Here is a 22,580-nt window from a genome sequence, read left to right as displayed (position 1 = left end):
GACACCCTTGGTCTTGGCTGTATCCTTCCCACTACTAGGGCGGATTAGGGACTTTCACCCATTAGAAACGTGCGCCGCAAGGCGCACATTAAAAATGGCACTCACATAATATGTGAGAGCCATTTATTATTTATTATTAATTATTAATTACAATGAAATTCTATCAATCCATAGAAGACCCATAAGGTTCTCCTTAGTAAAAATCTCATCAAAAATATATGCATCATATAATATTTCCATATTATCTTCTGAATATTCAACCTGTCTTGAGAAGACATGAATTACATCTAATTGATCCTGGAATGTGAAATTTCTTCCCTTATCAATCCATTTAGCCATGTCCATTTCCTTGATAATAAAGAAATGAGTAACAAGCATCTTAGCCTTACTTAATACATCGTGATCATAAATTGCCTTAGCAAAATATCTAAAGACAAAATATTCCAAAAGATTTTTATATTCATCCATTCTTCCCTTTAAATGTGAGAAGAAACTTGTATCATATATAAAGTATTCATCTTCTGAAAGACTTTCATGGAATTTAAAGACAACATCCTGAATGTCTTTCTCCCATTCATCATTTAACACTTCCATATCTTCATAGGCATAAATAATATTTCTAATGCCCTCTGTCTGTGTTAATGAATCATATCCACCATCTTCATAAATTGTATTAATTGATAATAATAAGCTCTCAATATCGCCCTTATCAAAACATTTAATTGACTCTTCTAAACCTTCGTAGTCATCGTCATTAATAAACTGCTGCATTCTATCTGATAATTCTAGAATAATTGCAAGCCTTTCATGAATAGATAGCTCCTTCATATCAAGAATATGCATTATCTTATCTCTAGCATTAAAAATTGCATTAGCATAAGTCTCATCATATTCACTATCTTCCACAGGCTCTTCCTCAATTTCACTAGTAACTAAAGAAAAATCATCAGTTGCAGAAAGAATAATTCTTGCAGCTTCTTCACAAGCAAGACCAATACCTGTCTCTTTAATATTTCCAAAATATTCTGTATATCTTGGGAACTGTGAGCAAACCACACCTAAATGATCTTCTCCTAGTTCACTATGAACTCTACATAATCCAGAATCAAGCAAATGTGGACATTGTCCGTTGTTTAATTTAAAACAATAATCTCCATCTTCATTCTTAGTAATGCTATTTCTTATAGCCTCTCCTAATTCTCCTTCAAGATTCATATATTTATCATATGTCTCTTTATCAATACCTATCTCCCATCCACCTACGCAACAATTATCATTACATTTATCTGTTATGCAATGAAAATCATTATAATAAAATGGAACCCTAAATCTCATATTAAATATCCTTTTCTTATAACTTTAGCATTAATTCTAATCTTTGGTGAAGTGCTTTAATGTACTCTAATTCATCTTTATCTTCGATCTTACGATCTGAATAATAATACGTAACGCTGCCTCTTCCTTTAAGTTCCTCTTCAGTTATAAGACCTGTATTAATAATTGTATTCCTTAGATTCTTAGCAACCCCTAAGTTACCATCTATAATTTCCACATCATCAGGAAAAATCTTAGCAAATGTATCTTTAAAATAATTAAAATGTGTGCAACCTAGCACCAATTCTGAATAATCAGATAAATTTAAATCTGCAAATGCTTTGTGTATATAATTTAAAACCTTATCTCCTGTAAAAATACCATCTTGGGCAAGTCTAACTAAACCAGGCATTGGAACAATGTCTACTTTATGATCATAATCATATTTCATAACAAGATTATGTAATTTAGGCTCTTTAGCTGTAACAGGAGTTGCAATTACAAGTACTCTCTTGTCCTTACAATGGGCAATAGCGGGCTTAACTGCAGGTTCAATTCCAATTACTGGAATGCCATATTTTTGTCTAACCATAGTAATTGCTGCTGAAGTAGCTGTATTACATGCTAAACAAATTGCTTCACATCCCTTATCCACTAAAAATCCTACTGCATGATCTACAAATCCTCTTATTTCCTCTACAGTTCTTTCACCATAAGGAACATGATCTGTATCTGCATAAAAACAATAATCTACCTCTGGTAATGTTATCATAGCTTGATGGAGGGTAGATAAACCGCCAATTCCTGAATCAAAGATACCAATCTTCATATTACAAATGCCTCTTTTTATTTCACGCAAAAAGTGCGGACAGAAAATGTCACGCACTTTTTGGTTTAATCTAATTTAATCTAAATTATCTTTTCTATAGTAAACTAATATTTTATCCTTAACAACCTTAACTTTCTTAAGCTGAATCTTTCCAGTAATTAATTCTTCCTTAAGGTCATTAATAAAATATTTGTTAAGTAACTGCGCTATCTGCTTATTGCCTGAACGCTGAATAGCTGCAATTAATAAAAGAACCAAAAACATCACTATCTTACACCAAACTGGTACAAAAAGCCACATATATATAGCACTTTCTTTCACAAGGAAATAAAAAGCTGCGCATATAACTACTGTGTATAAAACAGAAACTATATAAGCCTTTATCCAGTCAACTAAATTTAATGCTTTAAATCTGCCAATAATATTGTGATAGCTTTTAGATTCTTCTGATGTTATAGATATTTTTTTAATTTCCATAAATACCTCACTTTTATATAAATGCCTACTATATCATGAAGTCAAAGATATTAACCATCGCTTAATACTTCTTCAACATATCTTATTGATAGGTCTAAAAAGTTCGATATTTCATAATCTGGGACTCCATTGTCATGAAGAATAAATACTAATTCTTCAATGGTTGTACCCCTTCTTCTTTCGGTAATTATAAAATGTTTAACCTGGGTCTCATCCATCTTCATAAAAACTTTAACCTCCGACACGCAAAAAAGCGCAATTTTTATAAGAGCAGATAAAGACTGCCCTCTAAAAATGTATATATAATTGGGTATTATATATACTATGTTCTTTTTGGGAGAAAGAATTAAACTCACTCATAAACGTTTACACATTATATCATAACTAATTGTATTAGTCAATTTATAGGCTGTCTCAAACCCACACTATTACTGCGTTTTTGTACATTTTATTTTAGAATTTCGTCAAGCAAATATACCCTGTTAAATGGGAAGCTAAAATAGTAGCCATCAACAAAATTCTTAGTTTTATCAATCATTTCCCTAGCTATTTCTATACCTACTCTTTCCCCTTCTTCTTTAGTCATATCTTCTCTATATCTTTGAAGCACATTATCCCCTACGTTTATTCCTGCCATTTCATTTTTCATAAATGTGGCATTTTTTAAACTTACAAAAGGCATAATTCCAGCTAAAATCTTTACTTCTTTACCCACCTCTTTTTTTATAATTTCTAGTCTATTAACATCTTCATCAGAAAAAATTGGCTGTGTAAAGAAAAATGTTGCTCCTGCCTCAACCTTTTTTATAACTCTTTGTAATTCCACGTTAAAGTTACTTCTTCCCTGATTAATTGCACCACCGTAAACCATAGCACTATCTTTAAATTGATTCTCATTCATATCCTTTATAATATTCATAAAGCCAACGGAATCAAAGTTAAACACGGATTTTACGCTTGATCTTACAACTGATGGAATTGGATCTCCTGTAATAACAAGAAAATTCTTAATATCATTAATATAGCTTCCAAGTAGCTGAGAACGAATTGCAATTGCATTCTTATCTCTGCAGCACACATGGGGCATTACACACATTCCTGTCTCTCTATTTATCTTACTTGCCATAAGAATAGAATCAGTTCTTGTTCTTCCTGATGGTGAATCTGGAAAGGTAAGAACATCAACGCATTTTTCCTTAAGGGCGAAAGCTGAAGCTAGTATTTTCTCATCATCCCCATCAAATGGAGGCGCTAACTCAACAGCAATTAATTTTCTTGTCTTATTATAATAAAAGGCTGACTTATTAGATACAGTAGCTGTATTATCATCTATATCAGTTTTATTTATTTTTCTTGGTTTAAAAAATTCTAATTTTGTTAGAGCCTCAATATGTTTAGGGGAAGTACCACAACAACCACCTATAATGCTAGCACCCTCTTTTAGAATTTCCTGCATCTTATCAGCATAATATGACACATTTTTATTAGCAAAAACCATTCTTCCACTTACATTAGAAGGGTAACCAACATTTGGCAAAGCCATAATAGGAATAGATACACTTTCAAAAATCTTAGATATAATTGCTGTTAAATGTCCAGGACCCACACCACAATTAAAACCAGTAGCCACAACACCCTCTAACTTTGCTGCATCCATACAAAGCTTTTTAGCTGAAAGTCCGGCATTACTATATCCATATTGATTAACACAAAAAGAAAGCATTATTTCCCCGTAGTCCTTTAAATAATCAATAGTCTCTTTTATATACTCTAGGGTATCAAAAGTCTCAAAATCAAAAATCTTAACACCATTTTCTACAAAGGTCTTAGCAATAAACAAATACTCCTTTTCTATTGCCTCTCTATCAGACAAATCCTCAAAGGGAATTGGACCAATTGATGCTGCAATAAAAGTATCTGCAAATCCTTCTTTTCTTGATTTTTCTACTGCTATTTTAGCTAGATTTATGGCATTTACAATATTAGTCTTAAGCTCATTTAAATCACATTCTAGAGAAACACTATTACTTGCAAATGTATTGGTTCTAATAAGTTTGGCACCTGCCCTAATATACTCCCTATGGATATTTATAACCCTTTCTTTATTATGAATATTGGCAATTTCTGGCAATTCATCATTATCATATAAGCTGTTATAATAAGTGCCAAAAGCCCCATCCATAATAAGGCTATTATCCTTTAAAAATTCCTTTAAATTCATATTTCCTACCTATCTTTTCCCGTTTAAAAAACTTTTTGTTGAGTATATCATACTAGTTTCAAAATTTGTTACTATAGTTTTAATGTATAACAAATAGTACAATTAAAGCGAGAATTTCAAAAAATACCCCCCTAAGTAGTGAGTGATTTTTTAAATCTCTGTGCTATCATGAAGTCGTTGGAAAGATAAATTCCCGTGTATAAATTAAGGTCGTGACACGGTATATATAGTTTACGTTGATGAAAAGTTGGGAGGCCTTTTGTTAACAATATAAAAAAGATAGTTACTTAAGTAAGTAACTATCTTTTTTATTTTTCTCCTTAACTTTACGATGCGTTCATAATCATCATTTGCAATCTATTCTCAATGTTTGCAAAACTTGTATCCGGGTCTAAATCTAGAGGAATCCGTGCATCCTCGCGGAGCGTTTAACTCAGTCGGAGCTTGTACTCCGACTGGGAACCTGCGCGCATTAGAATGCCTTTGGCATCTGCGCGAGGCTACATGGCAATTTCTAGAAGAAATTGCCACTCCGACTGAGTTAAATTACTGTAGCTGTGAAGTACAGTGTGGGCAACGTGTTGCCTTAATTGAAATCTTGCTTTGGCAATATGGACAAGTCTTTTCTGTAGGATCTGAAACTTCTTCCTTCTTACCTATAGACATAAGCTTATTAACTGCCTTAACCATAACAAAAATACAAAATGCCATAATAACAAAGTTAATAACCTGTGTTAAAAAATCACCCCAAAGAAGATACTGTGCATTCTCACCTGTGCCTGTCCATGGAAGATGAATCTTACCACCAAAATTAGCACCACCAATTGAATTAATAAGTGGATTTATAAAATCCTTAGTTAGTGCAGTTACAATGTTACCGAAAGCAGCACCAATAATTACACCCACTGCCATATCCATAACATTTCCTTTAAGAGCGAATTCTTTGAATTCTTTTAGAAATTTCTTCATAAGATACCTCCCTTTTTTCACTACAAATAATTGTAATATAATTTTAAACCATTTACAATGTTTTAATTCAGATAATATTTAATGATAATTTTAAATGTACTCTTCAATATATAAATCACTTATTTCTTTGATTTTATCTATATCATCTAAATTGGCCTTATCATAAACACCAACAGTTGTAAATCCAGCTGTCTTAGCTGCCCTTATGGCCATATAAAGATCTTCAAAAACCAGGCATTTTCTAGGATCTCCACCTATTCTTCTTGCAGCTTCAAGATAAACATCTGGGAATTGTTTTCCCCTTTTAACCTCTTTGGTTTGTACAATGGCATCAAAGAAATCATAAACTCCATTTCTTATTAAACACTCTTTGTATAAAATCTCATCTGAAGATGTGGCAACTGCTAACTTAACATTTTTATTCACTAATTCTTTTATGAATTTATATGCACCAGGCTTTAATATAATATCATCTCTATAAGCCTTATAAGCCTCATCAAACCACTCTTTCTCAATATCCTTTGGATCTTCTTTAAGTCCATATTTTTCAACTGTATAAATGGCACCTGATTCAAAATTATGCTTCTTGATTTCCTCTAAATAATCATTAGTTACAGGAATTCCTCTCTTAGATAAAAACTTTTCATCCACCATACTCCACACATCTGAAGAATCAAGAATAGTACCATCTAGGTCAAAAATTGCATATTCATAATCAAAAATATCACTAACTTTCACAAATACCTCATTCATTAACTAATTCGTAATTTAAACAGAAGGCACCTCACTTGGGGTGCCTTCAAATTAACGATTTCTTTTTAAACTAATACTTATTGTGCATCACTTTCAGTTTCTGCTTCTGTGTACATTACAATTCTATTTTTAATATTATCTACTTTTATAGAATCCATTACTGGATCTACAATTTCGTTATACTTCTGGCTTCTGATTGTAGCAGATACCTGATCTCTATCGACTTCTTCTGTCTGTGCATCTGCGTTTTCAGTGTTCTCATCACCTGTTGCCTTTTGATTTGCAATATATTCATCAATTTCAGCATCAGTAACTTCAATACTATCATTTAATACTTCAAGGTAACTTTGAGCCTTTAATACATCCATTACATAATCCTTAGTATTAGCTAATGTAGCATTATCGCCATAAATATGCTTAACATACTTCTTAACTGACATATCATTAGCCTCTGCTGCACTACGTAATTCGTCTAAAAATGCATTATAATCATCATCTGCAGTAATATATTCATAGTTAGCTTCATCTGCTAACTTAAGAAGAGCTCTATATTCCTTCATTGTAGTTACTGTCTGATTAGCAAAATAATCATACCATGTATTGTCTCCAGAATATGTCTGGCTCTTATCCTTCTTATCAGTATCATATCCCATATAAGATGTGAAATATGAAAGATAATTAACATCACCATAAAGAGTTGTGTTAAATAGTGTAGACTTTGTCATACCATAATAGTAATCAAATTCAATCTCACTTACATTTTCATTATCCACCTTAATAAATAAGTTATGAATACGATAATATCTTAAAGAAAAGGCAATAACGCTACTACAAACTATTGCTACTAAAACAATAATTGTTGCTAATTTAATAATAAAACTAGCTCTCTTTGCTTTTCTTTCTTCTGCTTTTCTTTTTGCTACCTTCTTGTCATACTTAGTAATAACCTTTCCTGTCTTGTCATTACTTTCCTGTTTCTTTCCCATTTTTTGAAACCTCCATAATTATTTTATGCCTAACTCTTCCTTTAATTCGTCAAGCTCTAACATCCAAAGTCTAGAGCTTGCATCACTTGGCATTCTTAAATCTCCCCTTGGTGAAACTGCCACTGAACCAACCTTTGGTCCATCTGGTAAACATGAACGCTTAAACTGCTGAGCAAAAAATCTCCATGTAAAAGTTCTAAGCCACTTATAAATAATAGCATCCGAATAAGTGTTATTGCTTATTTCTTCACTAAAGGCAATTTTAGCGATTCTAAACAGTTTCTTTGGTGTAAAACCAAATCTTAACATATGATATAAAAAGAAATCGTGTAATTCATAAGGTCCAACTAAGTCCTCAGTCTTTTGAGCAATCTCTCCATCCTTAGTAGGTGGTAAAAGTTCTGGAGAAACTGGTGTATCAAGTACATCAAGTAAAACTCTAGATAACTCCTCTTCCTTACATGTATCTGCATAAAATCTAACCAAATGTCTTACTAAAGTCTTAGGTATAGATACATTAACAGCATACATAGACATATGATCGCCATTATAAGTAGCCCAACCAAGAGCTAACTCAGATAAATCTCCTGTACCTATTACTAAACCTGCTGTTTGATTAGCAATATCCATTAAAAGCTGTGTACGTTCTCTAGCCTGACTATTCTCATAAGTCACATCATGCACAGACTCATCATGATTAATATCTTTAAAATGTTGTCTAACTGCATCTACAATACTAATTTCTCTTAAAGAACAACCTAACTTCTTAGTTAGTAAAACTGCATTAGAATAAGTTCTATCCGTTGTACCAAAACCAGGCATTGTTACACATGTAATGCCCTTTCTATCAAGACCTAATAAATCAAAGGCTCTTACAGTAACTAAAAGCGCAAGTGTAGAATCAAGACCTCCAGAAATACCAATAACCGCTGACTTAGAATGAGTATGTTCTAATCTCTTCTTTAAGCCATAAGACTGGATATTTAATATTTCCTCACATCTTGCATCCCTCTCCTCTTTATTAGAAGGTACAAAAGGTGCCTTATCATAATATCTATTAAGTTCTAAATCAAGATCTCTAATCTCATCTAATTCAATAGTAGCTGCAAATTCAGCAGTTCTATCCTCCATTGCCTTATATGTAGACATTCTACGTCTTTCTGCTACAAGCTTCTCAATATCAATATCAGCATAGACACTCTCTCCGCTAAATCTCTTTGATTCTGCTAAGATACTGCCATTTTCTGCAATAATATTATGTCCAGAAAATACAATGTCTTGTGTAGATTCGCCCTCTCCTGCGCTTGTGTAAACATAAGCACAAAGAAGTCTCGCAGAAGTACTAGATACAAGAGTCTTTCTATAGTTAGCCTTACCAATAAGTTCATTACTTGCAGAAGCATTAACAATTAAAGAAGCTCCTTGAACAGTTACCATAGATGTACTTGGTGGATTAACCGTCCATAAATCCTCACAGATTTCAACACCTACAATTAAATCCTCGAAATTCGAAAATTTATAGCACAAAGCATTAGACAAAGGAACAAAATCCTCTCCAAAACTGATAAACTCTCCATTATCAGGACCGGCATTAAACCATCTAGCTTCATAAAACTCTCCATAATTTGGAATATGCTTTTTAGTTGTAAAGCCGTGAACACTTCCATCTTTTACTGCTGCCACTACGTTATAAAGCTTTGACTTTACCTGTAGAGGAAGTCCAATAAAGAAAAGCGTTTTTGGAAAATTATTAGAATATTCTCTTAATTCTAATAAAGCCTTTTTTGCCTCATCTATCAGCTTATTTTGTAAAAATAGGTCATTACAAGTATATCCAGTTAATACTAACTCTGGAAAGGAAACAATAGCTGCACCCCTTTTATAAGCTTCCTTCATTAGGGCCTTAACTTCCTCTAAATTAGCTCTAACGTCTGCTACTGTAACTTTAGGTGTCATGCTTGCAACTCTAATAAATCCGTCTTTCATTAATACTCCTTACTCACTAAGATTTTCAGGCATTGCGCAAGATACTCTTAAAACTCTATGTCCATCAAGGAGTTTGTTCTCTAGTCTATAAAAAGATACTACCTTCTTAACACTATTATCCTTTGCAACTAATTCATGCTGATAACACATATATCTCTTCTCAATAAAGCCTTCTCTAAATTCCTTAATTAGACTTTCATATTCCACGTCTGGCACAAGATTTTTAAAACTAATTGTACCATCCTTAATATCATCTTCTGTGTATCCTAATACATCTGTAAATCTCTCATCAATATCTAATATTCTACCGCTTCTCATAAGAATTGAGAAACAAACATAAGGTACTGCTATCATTGTATCTGCCATAAAAAATCCACCTTTCTACTTTCTAAGAGAATCTAATCTTTCCTTAACCTGCTCAAGCATAGCACTATACTTAGCAAGCTTTTCCTTCTCTTCGTTGATCTTGCTTTCTGGAGCCTTAGATACGAACTTCTCATTATTTAACATACCGTTACAACGAGCGATTTCGCCGTTAAGCTTCTTCTCTTCCTTAGATAATCTCTCGATTTCCTTATCAATATCTACTAATTCAGCAAATGGAATGTAGATTACTGCATCTGGAATAACTGTTGATACTGCATCCTCTGAGATTCCTGTCTTATCTTCCTGAATATGTACTTCTGAAGCGTAAGCAAGAGTTGCAAAGAAAGCGTTAGCATTTGCAAATGTATCTCTAACCCAAGCATCCTCAGATACAACATAAACTGCTGCCTTTCTGCTTGGAGCAACATTCATTTCAGCTCTTAAGTTACGGATATTTCTAACTGCAACCTTAATAGCCTCAATAGCCTTCTCTTCCTCAGCGAAATTAAATTTCTCATCATATACAGGCCAGCTACTAATCATAATAGATTCTTCTTCATCCTGAATATTGCAGAAGATTTCCTCTGTAATAAATGGCATATATGGGTGAAGTAACTTTAAGGCATCAATTAATACCTTCTTTAAAGTCCAGATAGCTGCAACTTTAGTTGTATCTTCATCGTTATAAAGTCTTGGCTTAACCATTTCAATATACCAGTCGCAGAACTCTTCCCATAAGAAATTATTAATCTTATCAACAGCGATACCCATTTCATACTTCTCTAAGTTATCTGTAACTTCTGTAACTAAGTTATTAAGCTTAGATAAAATCCACTTATCAGCTGATGTTAAATTAGCTGGAATTTCATCTCCTGCCTTAACCTTATTATCTGGGTCATTCATCATGATAAATCTTGATGCGTTCCAAACCTTATTAGCAAAGTTTCTAGAAGCTTCAACTCTCTCATCGTAGTAACGCATATCATTACCAGGAGCATTACCTGTAATAAGTGTGTAACGAAGAGCATCAGCACCGTACTTTTCAATAACTTCAAGTGGATCAACACCGTTACCAAGTGACTTACTCATCTTACGACCCTGTGAATCACGAACAAGACCGTGGAATAATACCTTATCAAATGGCTTCTTACCCATCTGCTCATATCCTGAGAAAATCATTCTGATTACCCAGAAGAAGATAATATCGTAACCTGTAACTAATACGTTAGTAGGGTAGAAATAATCAAGCTCTTCTGTCTTTTCTGGCCAACCAAGAGTTGAGAAAGGCCAAAGTGCTGATGAGAACCATGTATCAAGTGTATCAGGATCTTGGGTCATTTTGCCACCACACTTAGGACAAGTGCAAACTTTTTCCTTAGAAACTACCATTTCGCCGCATTCATCACAGTAGTAAGCAGGAATTCTATGACCCCACCATAACTGTCTTGAAATACACCAATCCTTAATATTATCTGTCCAGTTATAGAATGTCTTATCCATTGAAGCTGGAATTAATTCGATGTCCCCTTCCTTAACAGCCTTAACAGCTGGCTTAATAAGGTCATCCATCTTAACGAACCACTGCTGCTTAATCATAGGCTCAACAGTAGTCTTACATCTATCATGAGTACCAACGTTATGTACATGATCTTCAACTCTAACTAAAAGACCCTCTGCCTCTAAATCAGCAACCATAGCCTTTCTAGCTTCGTATCTATCCATACCCTTATATTTGCCTTCAACCTTAATTGTAGCATCATCATTAAGGATATTGATTTCTGGTAAATTGTGTCTTTTACCAACTTCAAAATCGTTAGGGTCATGAGCTGGAGTAATCTTAACAACACCAGTACCAAATTCCATATCAACATATTCATCTGCAATAATAGGAATTGTTCTATCTGTAAGTGGAAGCTTAACTTCCTTACCTACAAGATCTGTATATCTTTCATCCTTAGGATTAACAGCTAATGCGCTATCACCAAGAAGTGTTTCAGGTCTTGTTGTTGCAATTTCAACACATCTATCTTCACCAACTACAGGGTAGTTAATATGCCAGAAATGTCCTGCCTGCTCTTCATGTTCAACTTCAGCATCTGAAATTGATGTATTACATACTGGACACCAGTTAATAATTCTAGAGCCCTTATAAATAAGGCCTTTTTCATATAACTTAATGAATACTTCCTGAACTGCATTAGAGCAACCTTCATCCATTGTGAATCTTTCTCTATCCCAGTCACATGAAGAACCAATTTTCTTTAACTGGCTAGTAATTGTTCCGCCGTATTCTTTCTTCCATTCCCAAGTTCTTTTTAGGAAACCTTCTCTACCAAGTTCGTGCTTATCAATTCCCTCATCCTTTAAAGCATTAGTAACCTTAACTTCTGTTGAAATTGAAGCATGATCAGTACCAGGTACCCATAAAGCTTCATATCCCTGCATTCTCTTAAATCTGATTAAGATATCCTGCATAGTATTATCAAGGGCATGACCCATATGTAACTTACCTGTAATATTTGGAGGTGGCATTACAATTGTAAATGGCTTTTTGCTCCTATCAACTTCTGCATGGAAATACTTCTTATCTAACCACTTCTGATATGTTCTATCTTCGATCTCAGCAGGGTTATATGTCTTTGCTAATTCTTTACTCATATCTTACTCCTTCATAAATTAGTATAGTCTGTAATTTAGATTTATCTAATTACAATAAGAAAACGCCCTCTGCGGGCATTGCTCGCAAAGGGCGTATTAAACGCGGTACCACCTTTGATTATACTCATTTAATTCTATAACGGGAATTCCCGGTAAGACTTAAGTCAATTAGTCTTTAGAAAATATATCTATTCCCTAGACTAAAAGGTTCTCGGTCTTACTGCAAGAAAGCTACCTTCCACTAATCTTTACCAAAAATATCTTCCAGCCAATATGGATATTTCTCTCTGCTGGCTACTAGTTAGCTTACTCCTCTTTCTTATAGCATATATATTAAATTGATACATACAAGAAACTTGTTCTAAAATATGTACTTTTTAATAATAATATGCCATAAGTAAAAAATCAAGTTTATTTTTCCTATGCTATTGCCAATAACCAAGGCTAACGCCCTTTTTATAAATAGCAATGGCCTTACTATAATAACCAAATGCATTAAAATGAGTCCAATCATATCTTAAGCTATCAGAAATTTTTCCATACTTATAGCCTTCCTTATCAACTGCTGTTTCTTCAATGCCACAATCCTTTAGGCCATGCAAAATCATATATAATCTTGTATTTAAAAAATGGTCTCCATAGGCTTCCTCTAATGCATTCTCCCATTCTGTATTAGTAAGACCTCTAGGTCTTCCAAGTTCATCCACACTAGATTCCCACCATTCTGCAATACTTTCTCCTGGATTGTCTGTATCTCCAACAATTATATAATACTGAGTGTCATTAACTAAAAGCATGGCATCAATTTGGGCAATTAAATCATCATAATCATCCCAGCCACCATTACTACCTACTTCAATAACAAGAATATCATCCTTGTGTTCATAGGCTGCGGCTGTCTTTACAATACTACCTTTTTTTAGATAAATAGAACTTTTATACATATTCATCTGTTCGCCAAGGGAAAGTCCCTTATATAGATAAGAATAATTATCATCTAAGCCATAAAAACGAGTAATATATGTCTGTCCAGTTTCATCATAAATAATTTTAAACCTATTGCCATCAATGTATACAATGTCTGATTCATACATATAACTTGAACCACCATATCCATTAAAATCATCCATCATAACATAATTCTCATCTTCTGTAATAAAGTCCACCTTTACTGGCTTATCTAGAATTACCACATCATTTTTAAGATACATAGGAATTCCACCTTCTCTTGTGGCAATCTCTAAGGAGTTTTCTCCTGAACAACCCATATTATATACATTTATTCCAGTTAAAAATCCGACTACATCTGGGCTTGAAAGGTCTGTAATATTAATATAGGAATCTTCAAATGGCACATATCCTCCGATTTCTCTACCTACACCTTCTGTCATAGAGTCACCCCAAAAAGAAATGTTTCTCTTCTCACCATCATAAGTCGTAACATCCCCTGTTATAGCTCTAGTTAAGCCATCATCACATTCTTCATCGGCATTGTAATAATAATTATTATTTCTATATTTAACCTTTGGTATTGAATCTAAATCTCCACCAGAAACCTTATCAGCATTTCTTTGGATTAGAATACATCCCACAAAGGAAACGGTTATTACAATCAACAAAAATATGTTAATCAATACTCTAATTAGTTTATTCATAATATACCTCTCTTTATAGTCTATTATATATAAAAATGTAGTATTTCTGCAAGTTTATTAATGCAATAATAATCATATTATGTTATACTTAAACTAACTTAAATTTACAACTAAATACAATTTATTTTGAGGAGGTTTTTACAAAATGGAAACAAGACCTTATGTTTCTTGGGATCTAATTGAAAACTTTATGGTAGATTCCTTTGTGGCTGTGGGGGTGCCACGTGATGACGCTAAAATCTGCGCTGATGTATTACTTGAAAGCGACAGACGAGGAATTGAAAGTCATGGATGTAACCGTTTTAAACCTATTTATATTGATAGGATTAACGCAGGTATTCAAAAACCTGTAACTGATTATGAAATTCTAAAAGAGACTAAGACTACAATTGTTGCAGATGCCCACGATGGTATGGGAATGGTGGCAAGTCATAAAATGATGACAAGTCTAATTGAAAAAGCTAAAGAATATGGCATGGCCGCAGGTGCAATTAAAAATTCAACACACTACGGAATTGCAGGATATTGGACAATGATGGCATCAAAGGCTGATATGATTGGAATTACAGGAACTAATGCAAGACCATCTATTGCACCAACATTTGGTGTAGAAAATATGCTTGGAACTAATCCACTAACTTTTGCTATGCCAACCAATGAAGAATTCCCATTTGTTCTTGATTGTGCCACATCAATTACACAAAGAGGAAAAATCGAATACTATGCAAGATCAGGAAAAGACACACCAGAAGGTATGGTAATTGGACGAGATGGAAAGCCACAAACTGACAGCAAACAGATTTTAAAGGACTTAACAAGTGGTAATGCAGCCCTTGCCCCACTAGGTGGAATAGGGGATACCCTTGCTGGCTATAAAGGCTATGGCTATGCCACAATAGTTGAAATACTCTCTGCTGCCCTTGCTGGAGGAAGCTTTTTAAAGGCATTATCAGGTCTTGATGAAAATGGCAATAAACAGCCATATCATCTAGGACATTTCTTTATAGTCCTTAATCCTGATTTCTTCTGTGGAGTTGATAAATTTAAGAAGATTACAACTAGTATTTTAAAGGAGTTAAGAGAATCCCAAAAAGCACCAGGACAGGATAGAATCTATACAGCTGGTGAAAAAGAATATCTAACTTGGTTAGAGAGAAAAGATAAGGGCGTACCTGTAGGAGAAGCTGTTCAGAAGGAATTTATAAAAATACGAGATACATATAATCTTCCTTATAAATTCCCATTTGAATAAAAAATAGCAAAGTGTATTTTAATTGTTTGCTTAAAATTTATAAATTTAATCCAAAAAAGAAGTGAAATCTATATCAATTTACAGATTTCACTTCTTTTATTTTAATTAAGCCTCATATAAGTAGACATTAAACAAACTCCACTAGCACCAGCATTTATGCATTCCTTTGCATTATTAAAATCAATTCCTCCAATAGCAAAAACTGCTACAGTAGAATTAGCACATATTTCTTGTAAAAATGAGACACCTCTAGGTTCTAACCCTTTCTTACAATCAGTTGTAAAAATATGACCTGCTATTAAATAATCTACACCAAGTTCTTGCGCTTTCATACAATCATCAAGGCTATGAACACTAGTGCCAACTGCCCTAAAGTCCCTTAAATTTCCCTTCTTACCACCATTTTCTATGAATTTATTAAATGGCAAGTGAATATTATTTATATTAAGATTTCTAGCAACATCAATAAAATTGTGTGCAATAATACAATCTCTATTAATATCAAGGGATATAATTCCCTTTAATATATCTTCATATTCCAATGGTGAAAGATCTTTTTCCCTAACAATTAAATAATCAGCTTTATTATTACAAGTCATTACATGTCTAATTTGTTCAAAGTAATCTCCATTAACTAAATGTCTATTAGTTACACAAATTTTCTTATACATAAACGTAATCATTTAGAACAGGTTGAAGTCCTTCATCAGACATATCCTTATACATCTGATCAAAGCTACGCTTATCAGCTATATCAAACTGCTCATCTCCGCATTCATCATTTTCTAATTCCTTTGTAAGGCTTTCTTTATCCATATTAGAATCATAGGCCTCATATTTTTCCTCATGATCACCAATTCCTGTAGAAACTCCAGCAGAAATCTTAGTTGCACAAATCTTGGCTATTCCATCACGGAAGTGTTTTTCTTCTCTTGAAGACACTGTAATTCCAACGTAAGGAAGAAAAATTCTATATGCGCATAAAATCTGACACAATTCTGTCTCATGTACATCTAGGGGATTAATCTTATCATTATTTACAATAGGACGAAGTCTAGGACATGATAGGGAATATTCCACCTGTGGATACTTTCTTGCAAGGAAATAAAGGTGAAGTGCAGAAGCTAGAGCATCATCTCTAAAATTAGTAAGTCCTAAAAGTGCTGAGAATGCCACGCCTCTCATGCCACCAAGAATTGCTCTTTCTTGAGCCTGAAATCTATAAGGGAATATTCTTTTATTACCAAGTAAATGTAGGGTCTCATATTTATCAGAGTTATAAGTCTCCTGAAAAACAGTAACATAATCAGCACCACATTCATGCAAATACTTATAATCCTTAATATTACATGGATAAATCTCAAGGCCAACATTTTTAAAATATTCCCTAGCCATTTTACAAGCTTCACCAATATATTTAATGTCACTATAAACTGGTGATTCTCCTGTTAAAATAAGAATTTCTTCAATACCTGACTTCGAAATAATTTCCATTTCATGTCTTATTTCTTCAAAATTCATCTTTTTTCTTTTTATATCGTTATAACAGTTAAATCCGCAATAAACGCAGTAATTATCACAATAATTAGCAATATATAAAGGTGTAAAAAGATAAACTGTATTGCCAAAATGCTTACTTGTCTCAATCTTAGCTCTTTTTGCCATTTCCTCAATATATGGCTTTGCAGCAGGAGAAAGTAATGCCTTAAAATCATCAATTGTAAGTGTTTCACTTCTTAGAGCTCTTAGCACATCGTCCTTAGTATATGAGTTCCAATCAACTCCTGTGCTTGCAGCAACTAATTTATCGTAAATATCATTGTCTAATTTATCCATATTAGGCAAAAATTCCATGTGATTAATTCTAACACTTTTATCATTCTCAATTTCATGTTTTCTTTTTAATGCTGCAGCACTTAATTTATCAGAATCTATTAAAAATGAATTTTCCATCTAGTAACACCTCTAATTTCTTAAAAATCCTGTTAAAGGATCCATACTTTCACTACCACGAGCAAGAACTCTTCCTAAACCTGCAAGATAAGCCTTTCTACCAGCTTCAATAGCAAGCTTAAATGCATTAGCCATTACAGGAATATCCTTAGCTGTTGCAATTGCTGTATTACACATAATTGCTGCTGCACCCATTTCCATAGCTGCACAAGCTTCTGATGGCTTACCAATTCCTGCATCCACAATAACTGGTAAATCAACCTCATCAATAATAATCTGAATAAAATCCTTTGTTGTTAAACCTTTATTAGAGCCAATTGGTGCTGCAAGAGGCATAATAGCTGCAGCTCCAGCATTAGCCAAATCTCTAGCACTATATAAATCAGGATACATATATGGAAGTACAACAAAGCCTTCCTTTGCTAGAATTTCTGTGGCCTTAATTGTTTCCACATTATCTGGAAGAAGGTATTTTGAATCCTTCATAATTTCAACCTTTACAAAATCTCCTCCACCAAGTTCTCTAGATAGATGAGCAATTCTTACAGCTTCCTTAGCATCTCTAGCCCCTGAAGTATTAGGTAAGAGAGTAACGTTTTTTGGAATAAAATCCATAATATTTTCTGAGTCCTTAGTATTAGCTCTTCTTACAGCAAGTGTTATAATTTCTGCTCCTGCATTCTCAACTGCTGCCTTAATTAAATCTAAGTTATATTTACCTGAACCAAGAATAAATCTAGAATTAAATTCTCGTCCACCAAGTATTAATTTATCTTCCACTTTTGTTTTCCTCCCAAATTTCTTACATTTAGTTATTTCTTATATTTAGTTTTCAAAAAATACATTCACATCTAAACAAATAAAAATCAGCCCCCACCCATAAATGACACAACTTCTAATACATCGCCACTATGTAGTATTGTTGATTTATAAGAGTCTTTTTTTAGAATTTCCTCATTAAGTTCTAAAACATATGTATTTTCCTTGAAACCTAATGAACTAACCACATCAAATGCAATCTGTTCATCTACATCCATATTAACTCCATTAACCTTAACCATATATCCTCCTTATTTTTTATAAAAAGAAAAAGCAATAAAAAAAGACGTCATAAAGAAAAGTAAAGAATAAACTTTACTAAAGTCTTTATGACGCCTTACATTAACTAATCAAGGTGGTGTCCCCAATGATTAGATATTTCCTTTTAGCCATTTAAGATTAACACCATTAAAAGTCGAAGTCAATTAATTCAGAAAATTTCTTAACTTTTTGTGGATTTTTTTCATGGTCTCCTATAATTTTTACCATCCAAATCATATCAAACCACTGGCCAAATTTATAACCACAGGAGTCAAATTGTGCACATTTCTTAAAGCCTAAAGCCTTATGAAAATAAACAGATGCATTTGTTAAAAATGGACATTCTCTATTAACTGTTGCTATACAAGAATACAAATTCTTAATATTCATCATTTTTAAAGCTTGCTCCATCTTAGTATAAAGAAGCTTTCCAAGTCCCCTGCCCTTAGCATCCTTACGTAAATAAATGGTCATTTCAACACACCAATCATAGGCAGCCCTGCCATAGTATTCATGGGCATAAGAATATCCTAGTATTTGTCCATTTTCTTCTATTACAAAATAAGGATACTTTTCCTTTATATGTCTCATTCTTTCACTAAATTCCTCTAAGCTAGGAACTTCATATTCAAAAGTAATAGCTGTATCTTTAACATAATAAGCATAAATATCAACTAAGTCCTTAACATCTTCTAGTTTTGCCTCTCTTATGATAACATCTGACATAATTCAACCTTCTTTTTATTTTATACGGCTTCTATTTCCTTTATCTTAAATTCGCTGCCTTGTAAAAGGAAGGTATCATCACTCTTACAATAAGGACAGGTCTTTCCATACTTCACAGTTTCATATTCACCTTTACAGCTCCTGCAATAAGTTATAGCTGGAATTCTCTCAATTATTAAGGGTGCAGTAGAAAGAATTGTTGTCCTTTTAGTTGCCCATTTCCAACAATCTGTTAAGTAATCAGGAATTACTGTAGAAACCTCTCCTAATTCTATCGTAACTGAGTCAATTATTTCAATATCATTTTCTTTTGCAACTTCCTCTAAATCCTTTATTATCTTAAATACAACCCCAAGTTCATGCATAAGACTATCCCTCCTAGTAAAATTTGGGGCGTTTTTAAACGCCCCATTAATACATATAAGCCTAATTTACTTTTCCTTATTTTTCTTAAACTTAATATGAATTGCCTGTTTTGCTGCATATGGGAGGATTGCCTTTAATTTATCCTCTGATTTAACCATTGTTGAACATTCAGGATTTTCTCTATAGAGCTTAATTGCATCAAATTCGCACTTAGTTGTACATACTCCACATCCAATACACTTATTAGTGTCTACAACAGAAGCTCCACAGCCTAAACATCTTGCAGTTTCAGCCTTAACCTGTTCTTCTGTAAATACTAATTTTGCATCTCTAAAGGATCTTCTATGGTCTATTTTTTCATTAAATCCTGGAATTTGTCTACTACTTGTATCATAATTTTCTACTCTAATATCCTCTTTATTTAGCTCAATGAACTGTTTAAGGTTTCGACCTATTGTCATGCTTGTATGTGGCTGAACAAATCTATGAATTGAAATTGCAGCCTCTTTACCTGCTGCTATTGCATCAATTGCAAACTTAGGTCCTGTATAAACATCACCACCAATAAAAATATCTGGATCAGTTGTCTGATAAGAAATCTTATCTGCCTTAACTCTAACTCCATCAATCTCTACCTTAGTGCCTTTAAGTAAATCGCCCCAAATTGTGCTTTGACCAATACTTAATACAAGATGTTTACAATCCACCTTAATTGTATCATTCTCATCATATTTAGGATTAAATTTGCCATTTTCATCCTTAACTGATACACATTTTTTTAGAATAATTCCGCAGACCTTGCCATTCTCATCCTTTAGAATTTCCTTAGGACCATAACTTGGATTTATCTTAATTCCTTCATCAAGAGCTTCTTCAATCTCCTCATTAGAAGCTGGCATATTGTCTCTATCTTCAAGGCAATACATTGATACATTAACATCTGCACATCTAATGCTTGTTCTAGCAACATCAATGGCAACATTACCACCACCGATTACTACCACATCGCCTTCAATGTCAAAGCTTTCCTTAGCTGCTGCTTCCTTTAAAAAATCAACTGCAGCATATACATTCTTAGCATCTTCCCCTGGGATTCCTAGCTTTCTTGAGCCCTGACATCCAATTGCAATATAGAATGCTTTATAGCCTTCTTCTCTTAATTTAGGAATTGTTATATCCTTACCAACTTCAACACCAGTCTTTATCTCTACTCCCATTTCCTTAATCACTTCAATTTCTGCCTCAACCACATTTTTTTCAAGCTTAAAGGATGGGATTCCATAAACTAACATACCACCAGCACGTTCATTTTTTTCAAAAACTGTTGGTGAATAGCCTTTCTCTGCCAAATAGAATGCACAAGATAAACCTGCAGGGCCAGCACCAATAATTGCAACTTTTTCTGCAAAATAGCCCTTAGTTGCTGGCACTACTTTCTTAGGAATATAACGAGTACTTGCATCTAAATCCTTCATTGCAATAAATTTCTTTACTTCATCTATTGCAATTGCGCTATCAATCGTACCTCTTGTACATGCATCTTCACATCTTCTATTACATACATGACCACATACTGCAGGAAATGGATTTTCCTTCTTAATAAGGGCAAGGGCGTCTGTATATCTTCCCTGTGCTGCCATTTTTAAATAGCCCTGAACAGCAATATGTGCTGGACAAGCTGTCTTACAAGGTGCAGTACCTGTGTCATAACAATTAATTCTATTCTTATCTCTATAATCCTCAGTCCATCTATGTGGGCCCCATTTTGCCTCTGATGGAAGTAATGTCTTAGGATATGTTACTTCACTACCATCTGCCTTGCATAGTTTCTGTCCTAGCTTAACAGCTCCAGCAGGACAGTATTCCACGCATCTGCCACAAGCTACGCAATCCTTAGCACTAACCCTTGCAACATAAGCAGAACGCGACATATTAGGTGTATTAAAAAGCTGAGATGTACGAAGGGCATGACAGACATTAACATTACAATTACATATGGCAAAAATCTTATCTTCACCATCAATATTAGTTATCTGATGAACAAAACCATTATCTTCTGCCTGTTTAAAAATTTCTAATGCCTCTTCCTTCGTAATATATCTTCCGCCCTTATTAGTTTCTACAACATAATCAGCCATATCACCAACTGCTATACACCAGTCAGCTGGATCATCACCGCAACCCTCATCAAAGGTCTTTCTTGATCTACGACATGAACATGGACTTGCTGCATACTTTCCTTCATATTTATCAAGCCAATGAGAAATATGCTCAATAGGAATAGATGTATTATCCATTTCAATAGCCTTCTCCACAGGAATAACGTGCATACCAATACCTGCACCTCCAGGTGGCACCATTGCTGTTACCTTAGTAAGTGGTAGGAATGTCATTCGTTCAAAGAATCGTCCAAGCTCTGGATTTTTCTCTAATAAATCCCCATTCATATTAGAAAATTCACCACTACCTGGCACAAACATAGGTAAGACATATTGTTTTTCATGTCTTTCATTTTCAAAATTGTATTCAATAAGTCCATTAACAGCCATTTGATTTAATAAATCTTCAAGATAAGCCTCTTCAAGACCAGTTCTTTTAACCATCTCTTTAAGAGTTCTTGGCTTTCTAAGCCCCATCTTCATTGCAACTTCAGCCATTTCATCTGTTGGACAAATTGCATTAAGTCCCCAATATTCCGGATCATCCATAGTAAGCTTGTGCATTCCAAGCTTTACAGGAATCCTATCCGTAATATACTTTCCTAGCTTAAGAATTGCCTCCCTTTTTGGCAATTCCGGATGTGGATTTTTAAATTCATCTGTTACGCTAGCCATAAAAACCTCCCATTTTACAATTGTCAAGAAACTACTTATTAATTTATAGTTTCCGTTTACCCCGCAAAAGCGGTCATCTTTCTAATTTATTTCTAATTAGATTCACGACCGCAGTTGTTATCTTATTGATAACTTATTATCAATTAAATCATAAC

General features: G+C 33.7%; 20 protein-coding genes. 1 reads left to right on the top strand and 19 read right to left on the bottom strand.

The annotated features are described in order from the left end of the window. Positions 1-147 precede the first annotated feature (147 nt). From fliB to T537_RS13085, 12 genes are all read right to left on the bottom strand, one after another. A complete protein-coding gene (fliB, locus tag T537_RS0109065) occupies positions 148-1,335 on the bottom strand; it encodes a flagellin lysine-N-methylase (protein ID WP_027437432.1) in 1,188 nt (395 codons plus the stop codon). A gap of 16 nt (positions 1,336-1,351) precedes the next feature. Beyond that, positions 1,352-2,143 carry a glutamate racemase gene (murI, locus tag T537_RS0109060; RefSeq protein ID WP_027437431.1) on the bottom strand — a complete coding sequence of 264 codons (792 nt, stop codon included), beginning with the start codon at positions 2,141-2,143 and terminating at the stop codon, positions 1,352-1,354. A 75-nt stretch (positions 2,144-2,218) separates the two neighbouring features. Then, a complete protein-coding gene (locus T537_RS0109055; RefSeq protein WP_027437430.1) occupies positions 2,219-2,620 on the bottom strand; it encodes a hypothetical protein in 402 nt (133 codons plus the stop codon). A 50-nt stretch (positions 2,621-2,670) separates the two neighbouring features. Further along, positions 2,671-2,844: a TBP-associated factor 9 domain-containing protein gene (locus tag T537_RS12875; RefSeq protein ID WP_155895252.1), complete on the bottom strand. Its 174-nt coding sequence runs from the start codon at positions 2,842-2,844 to the stop codon at positions 2,671-2,673. A 224-nt stretch (positions 2,845-3,068) separates the two neighbouring features. Next, complete coding sequence (locus T537_RS0109045) at positions 3,069-4,841, bottom strand: bifunctional homocysteine S-methyltransferase/methylenetetrahydrofolate reductase (RefSeq protein WP_031557402.1); 1,773 nt, start codon at positions 4,839-4,841, stop codon at positions 3,069-3,071. A gap of 546 nt (positions 4,842-5,387) precedes the next feature. After that, a complete protein-coding gene (gene mscL, locus T537_RS0109040; RefSeq protein ID WP_027437428.1) occupies positions 5,388-5,810 on the bottom strand; it encodes a large conductance mechanosensitive channel protein MscL in 423 nt (140 codons plus the stop codon). A 90-nt stretch (positions 5,811-5,900) separates the two neighbouring features. Next, entirely contained in the window at positions 5,901-6,548 is a 648-nt protein-coding gene (locus tag T537_RS0109035; protein WP_197017980.1) for an HAD family hydrolase, read from the bottom strand. Positions 6,549-6,640: 92 nt separating this feature from the next. Next, positions 6,641-7,549 (bottom strand): hypothetical protein, encoded by a 909-nt coding sequence (locus tag T537_RS0109030; RefSeq protein ID WP_027437426.1) that lies wholly within the window; start codon positions 7,547-7,549, stop codon positions 6,641-6,643. A gap of 18 nt (positions 7,550-7,567) precedes the next feature. Next, positions 7,568-9,535: an NAD(+) synthase gene (locus tag T537_RS0109025; RefSeq protein ID WP_031557398.1), complete on the bottom strand. Its 1,968-nt coding sequence runs from the start codon at positions 9,533-9,535 to the stop codon at positions 7,568-7,570. A gap of 9 nt (positions 9,536-9,544) precedes the next feature. After that, positions 9,545-9,901, bottom strand: a complete 357-nt coding sequence (locus T537_RS0109020; protein ID WP_027437424.1) for a PAS domain-containing protein — start codon at positions 9,899-9,901, stop codon at positions 9,545-9,547. A 15-nt stretch (positions 9,902-9,916) separates the two neighbouring features. Further along, a complete protein-coding gene (locus T537_RS0109015) occupies positions 9,917-12,559 on the bottom strand; it encodes a valine--tRNA ligase (protein WP_027437423.1) in 2,643 nt (880 codons plus the stop codon). 425 nt (positions 12,560-12,984) lie between these two features. Then, positions 12,985-14,214, bottom strand: a complete 1,230-nt coding sequence (locus tag T537_RS13085) for a hypothetical protein (protein ID WP_051637208.1) — start codon at positions 14,212-14,214, stop codon at positions 12,985-12,987. Positions 14,215-14,359: 145 nt separating this feature from the next. Between T537_RS13085 and T537_RS0109005 the strand changes: the two genes are divergently transcribed. Further along, positions 14,360-15,466, top strand: coding sequence for an Ldh family oxidoreductase (locus T537_RS0109005; RefSeq protein ID WP_031557394.1), 1,107 nt, complete (start codon positions 14,360-14,362; stop codon positions 15,464-15,466). A gap of 101 nt (positions 15,467-15,567) precedes the next feature. Here the strand turns inward: T537_RS0109005 and T537_RS0109000 are convergent, their stop codons facing one another. The 7 genes from T537_RS0109000 to T537_RS0108970 form a co-directional block, all read right to left on the bottom strand. Then, positions 15,568-16,137, bottom strand: a complete 570-nt coding sequence (locus T537_RS0109000; protein ID WP_031557391.1) for a thiamine phosphate synthase — start codon at positions 16,135-16,137, stop codon at positions 15,568-15,570. Further along, positions 16,130-17,419: a 2-iminoacetate synthase ThiH gene (gene thiH, locus T537_RS0108995; RefSeq protein ID WP_031557389.1), complete on the bottom strand. Its 1,290-nt coding sequence runs from the start codon at positions 17,417-17,419 to the stop codon at positions 16,130-16,132. The genes T537_RS0109000 and thiH overlap by 8 nt, the downstream gene beginning before the upstream one ends. Before the next feature lie 12 nt (positions 17,420-17,431). Next, positions 17,432-18,199 (bottom strand): thiazole synthase, encoded by a 768-nt coding sequence (locus T537_RS0108990; protein ID WP_031557387.1) that lies wholly within the window; start codon positions 18,197-18,199, stop codon positions 17,432-17,434. A gap of 86 nt (positions 18,200-18,285) precedes the next feature. Next, complete coding sequence (thiS, locus tag T537_RS0108985) at positions 18,286-18,480, bottom strand: sulfur carrier protein ThiS (RefSeq protein ID WP_027437417.1); 195 nt, start codon at positions 18,478-18,480, stop codon at positions 18,286-18,288. Between the two features lie 166 nt (positions 18,481-18,646). Beyond that, the gene (locus T537_RS0108980) at positions 18,647-19,225 is read right to left on the bottom strand and encodes a GNAT family N-acetyltransferase (protein ID WP_031557383.1); all 579 of its coding nucleotides are present in this window, start codon (positions 19,223-19,225) and stop codon (positions 18,647-18,649) included. 20 nt (positions 19,226-19,245) lie between these two features. Then, positions 19,246-19,590 (bottom strand): hydrogenase maturation nickel metallochaperone HypA, encoded by a 345-nt coding sequence (locus T537_RS0108975; protein ID WP_031557380.1) that lies wholly within the window; start codon positions 19,588-19,590, stop codon positions 19,246-19,248. A gap of 66 nt (positions 19,591-19,656) precedes the next feature. Beyond that, positions 19,657-22,425: an FAD-dependent oxidoreductase gene (locus T537_RS0108970; RefSeq protein ID WP_031557378.1), complete on the bottom strand. Its 2,769-nt coding sequence runs from the start codon at positions 22,423-22,425 to the stop codon at positions 19,657-19,659. Positions 22,426-22,580 lie beyond the last annotated feature (155 nt).

The sequence above is a fragment of the Lachnospira multipara LB2003 genome (assembly GCF_000702205.1).
Classification (GTDB): Bacteria; Bacillota; Clostridia; order Lachnospirales; family Lachnospiraceae; genus Lachnospira; species Lachnospira multipara_A.
This window is presented reverse-complemented; position numbering and strand designations above follow the sequence as displayed.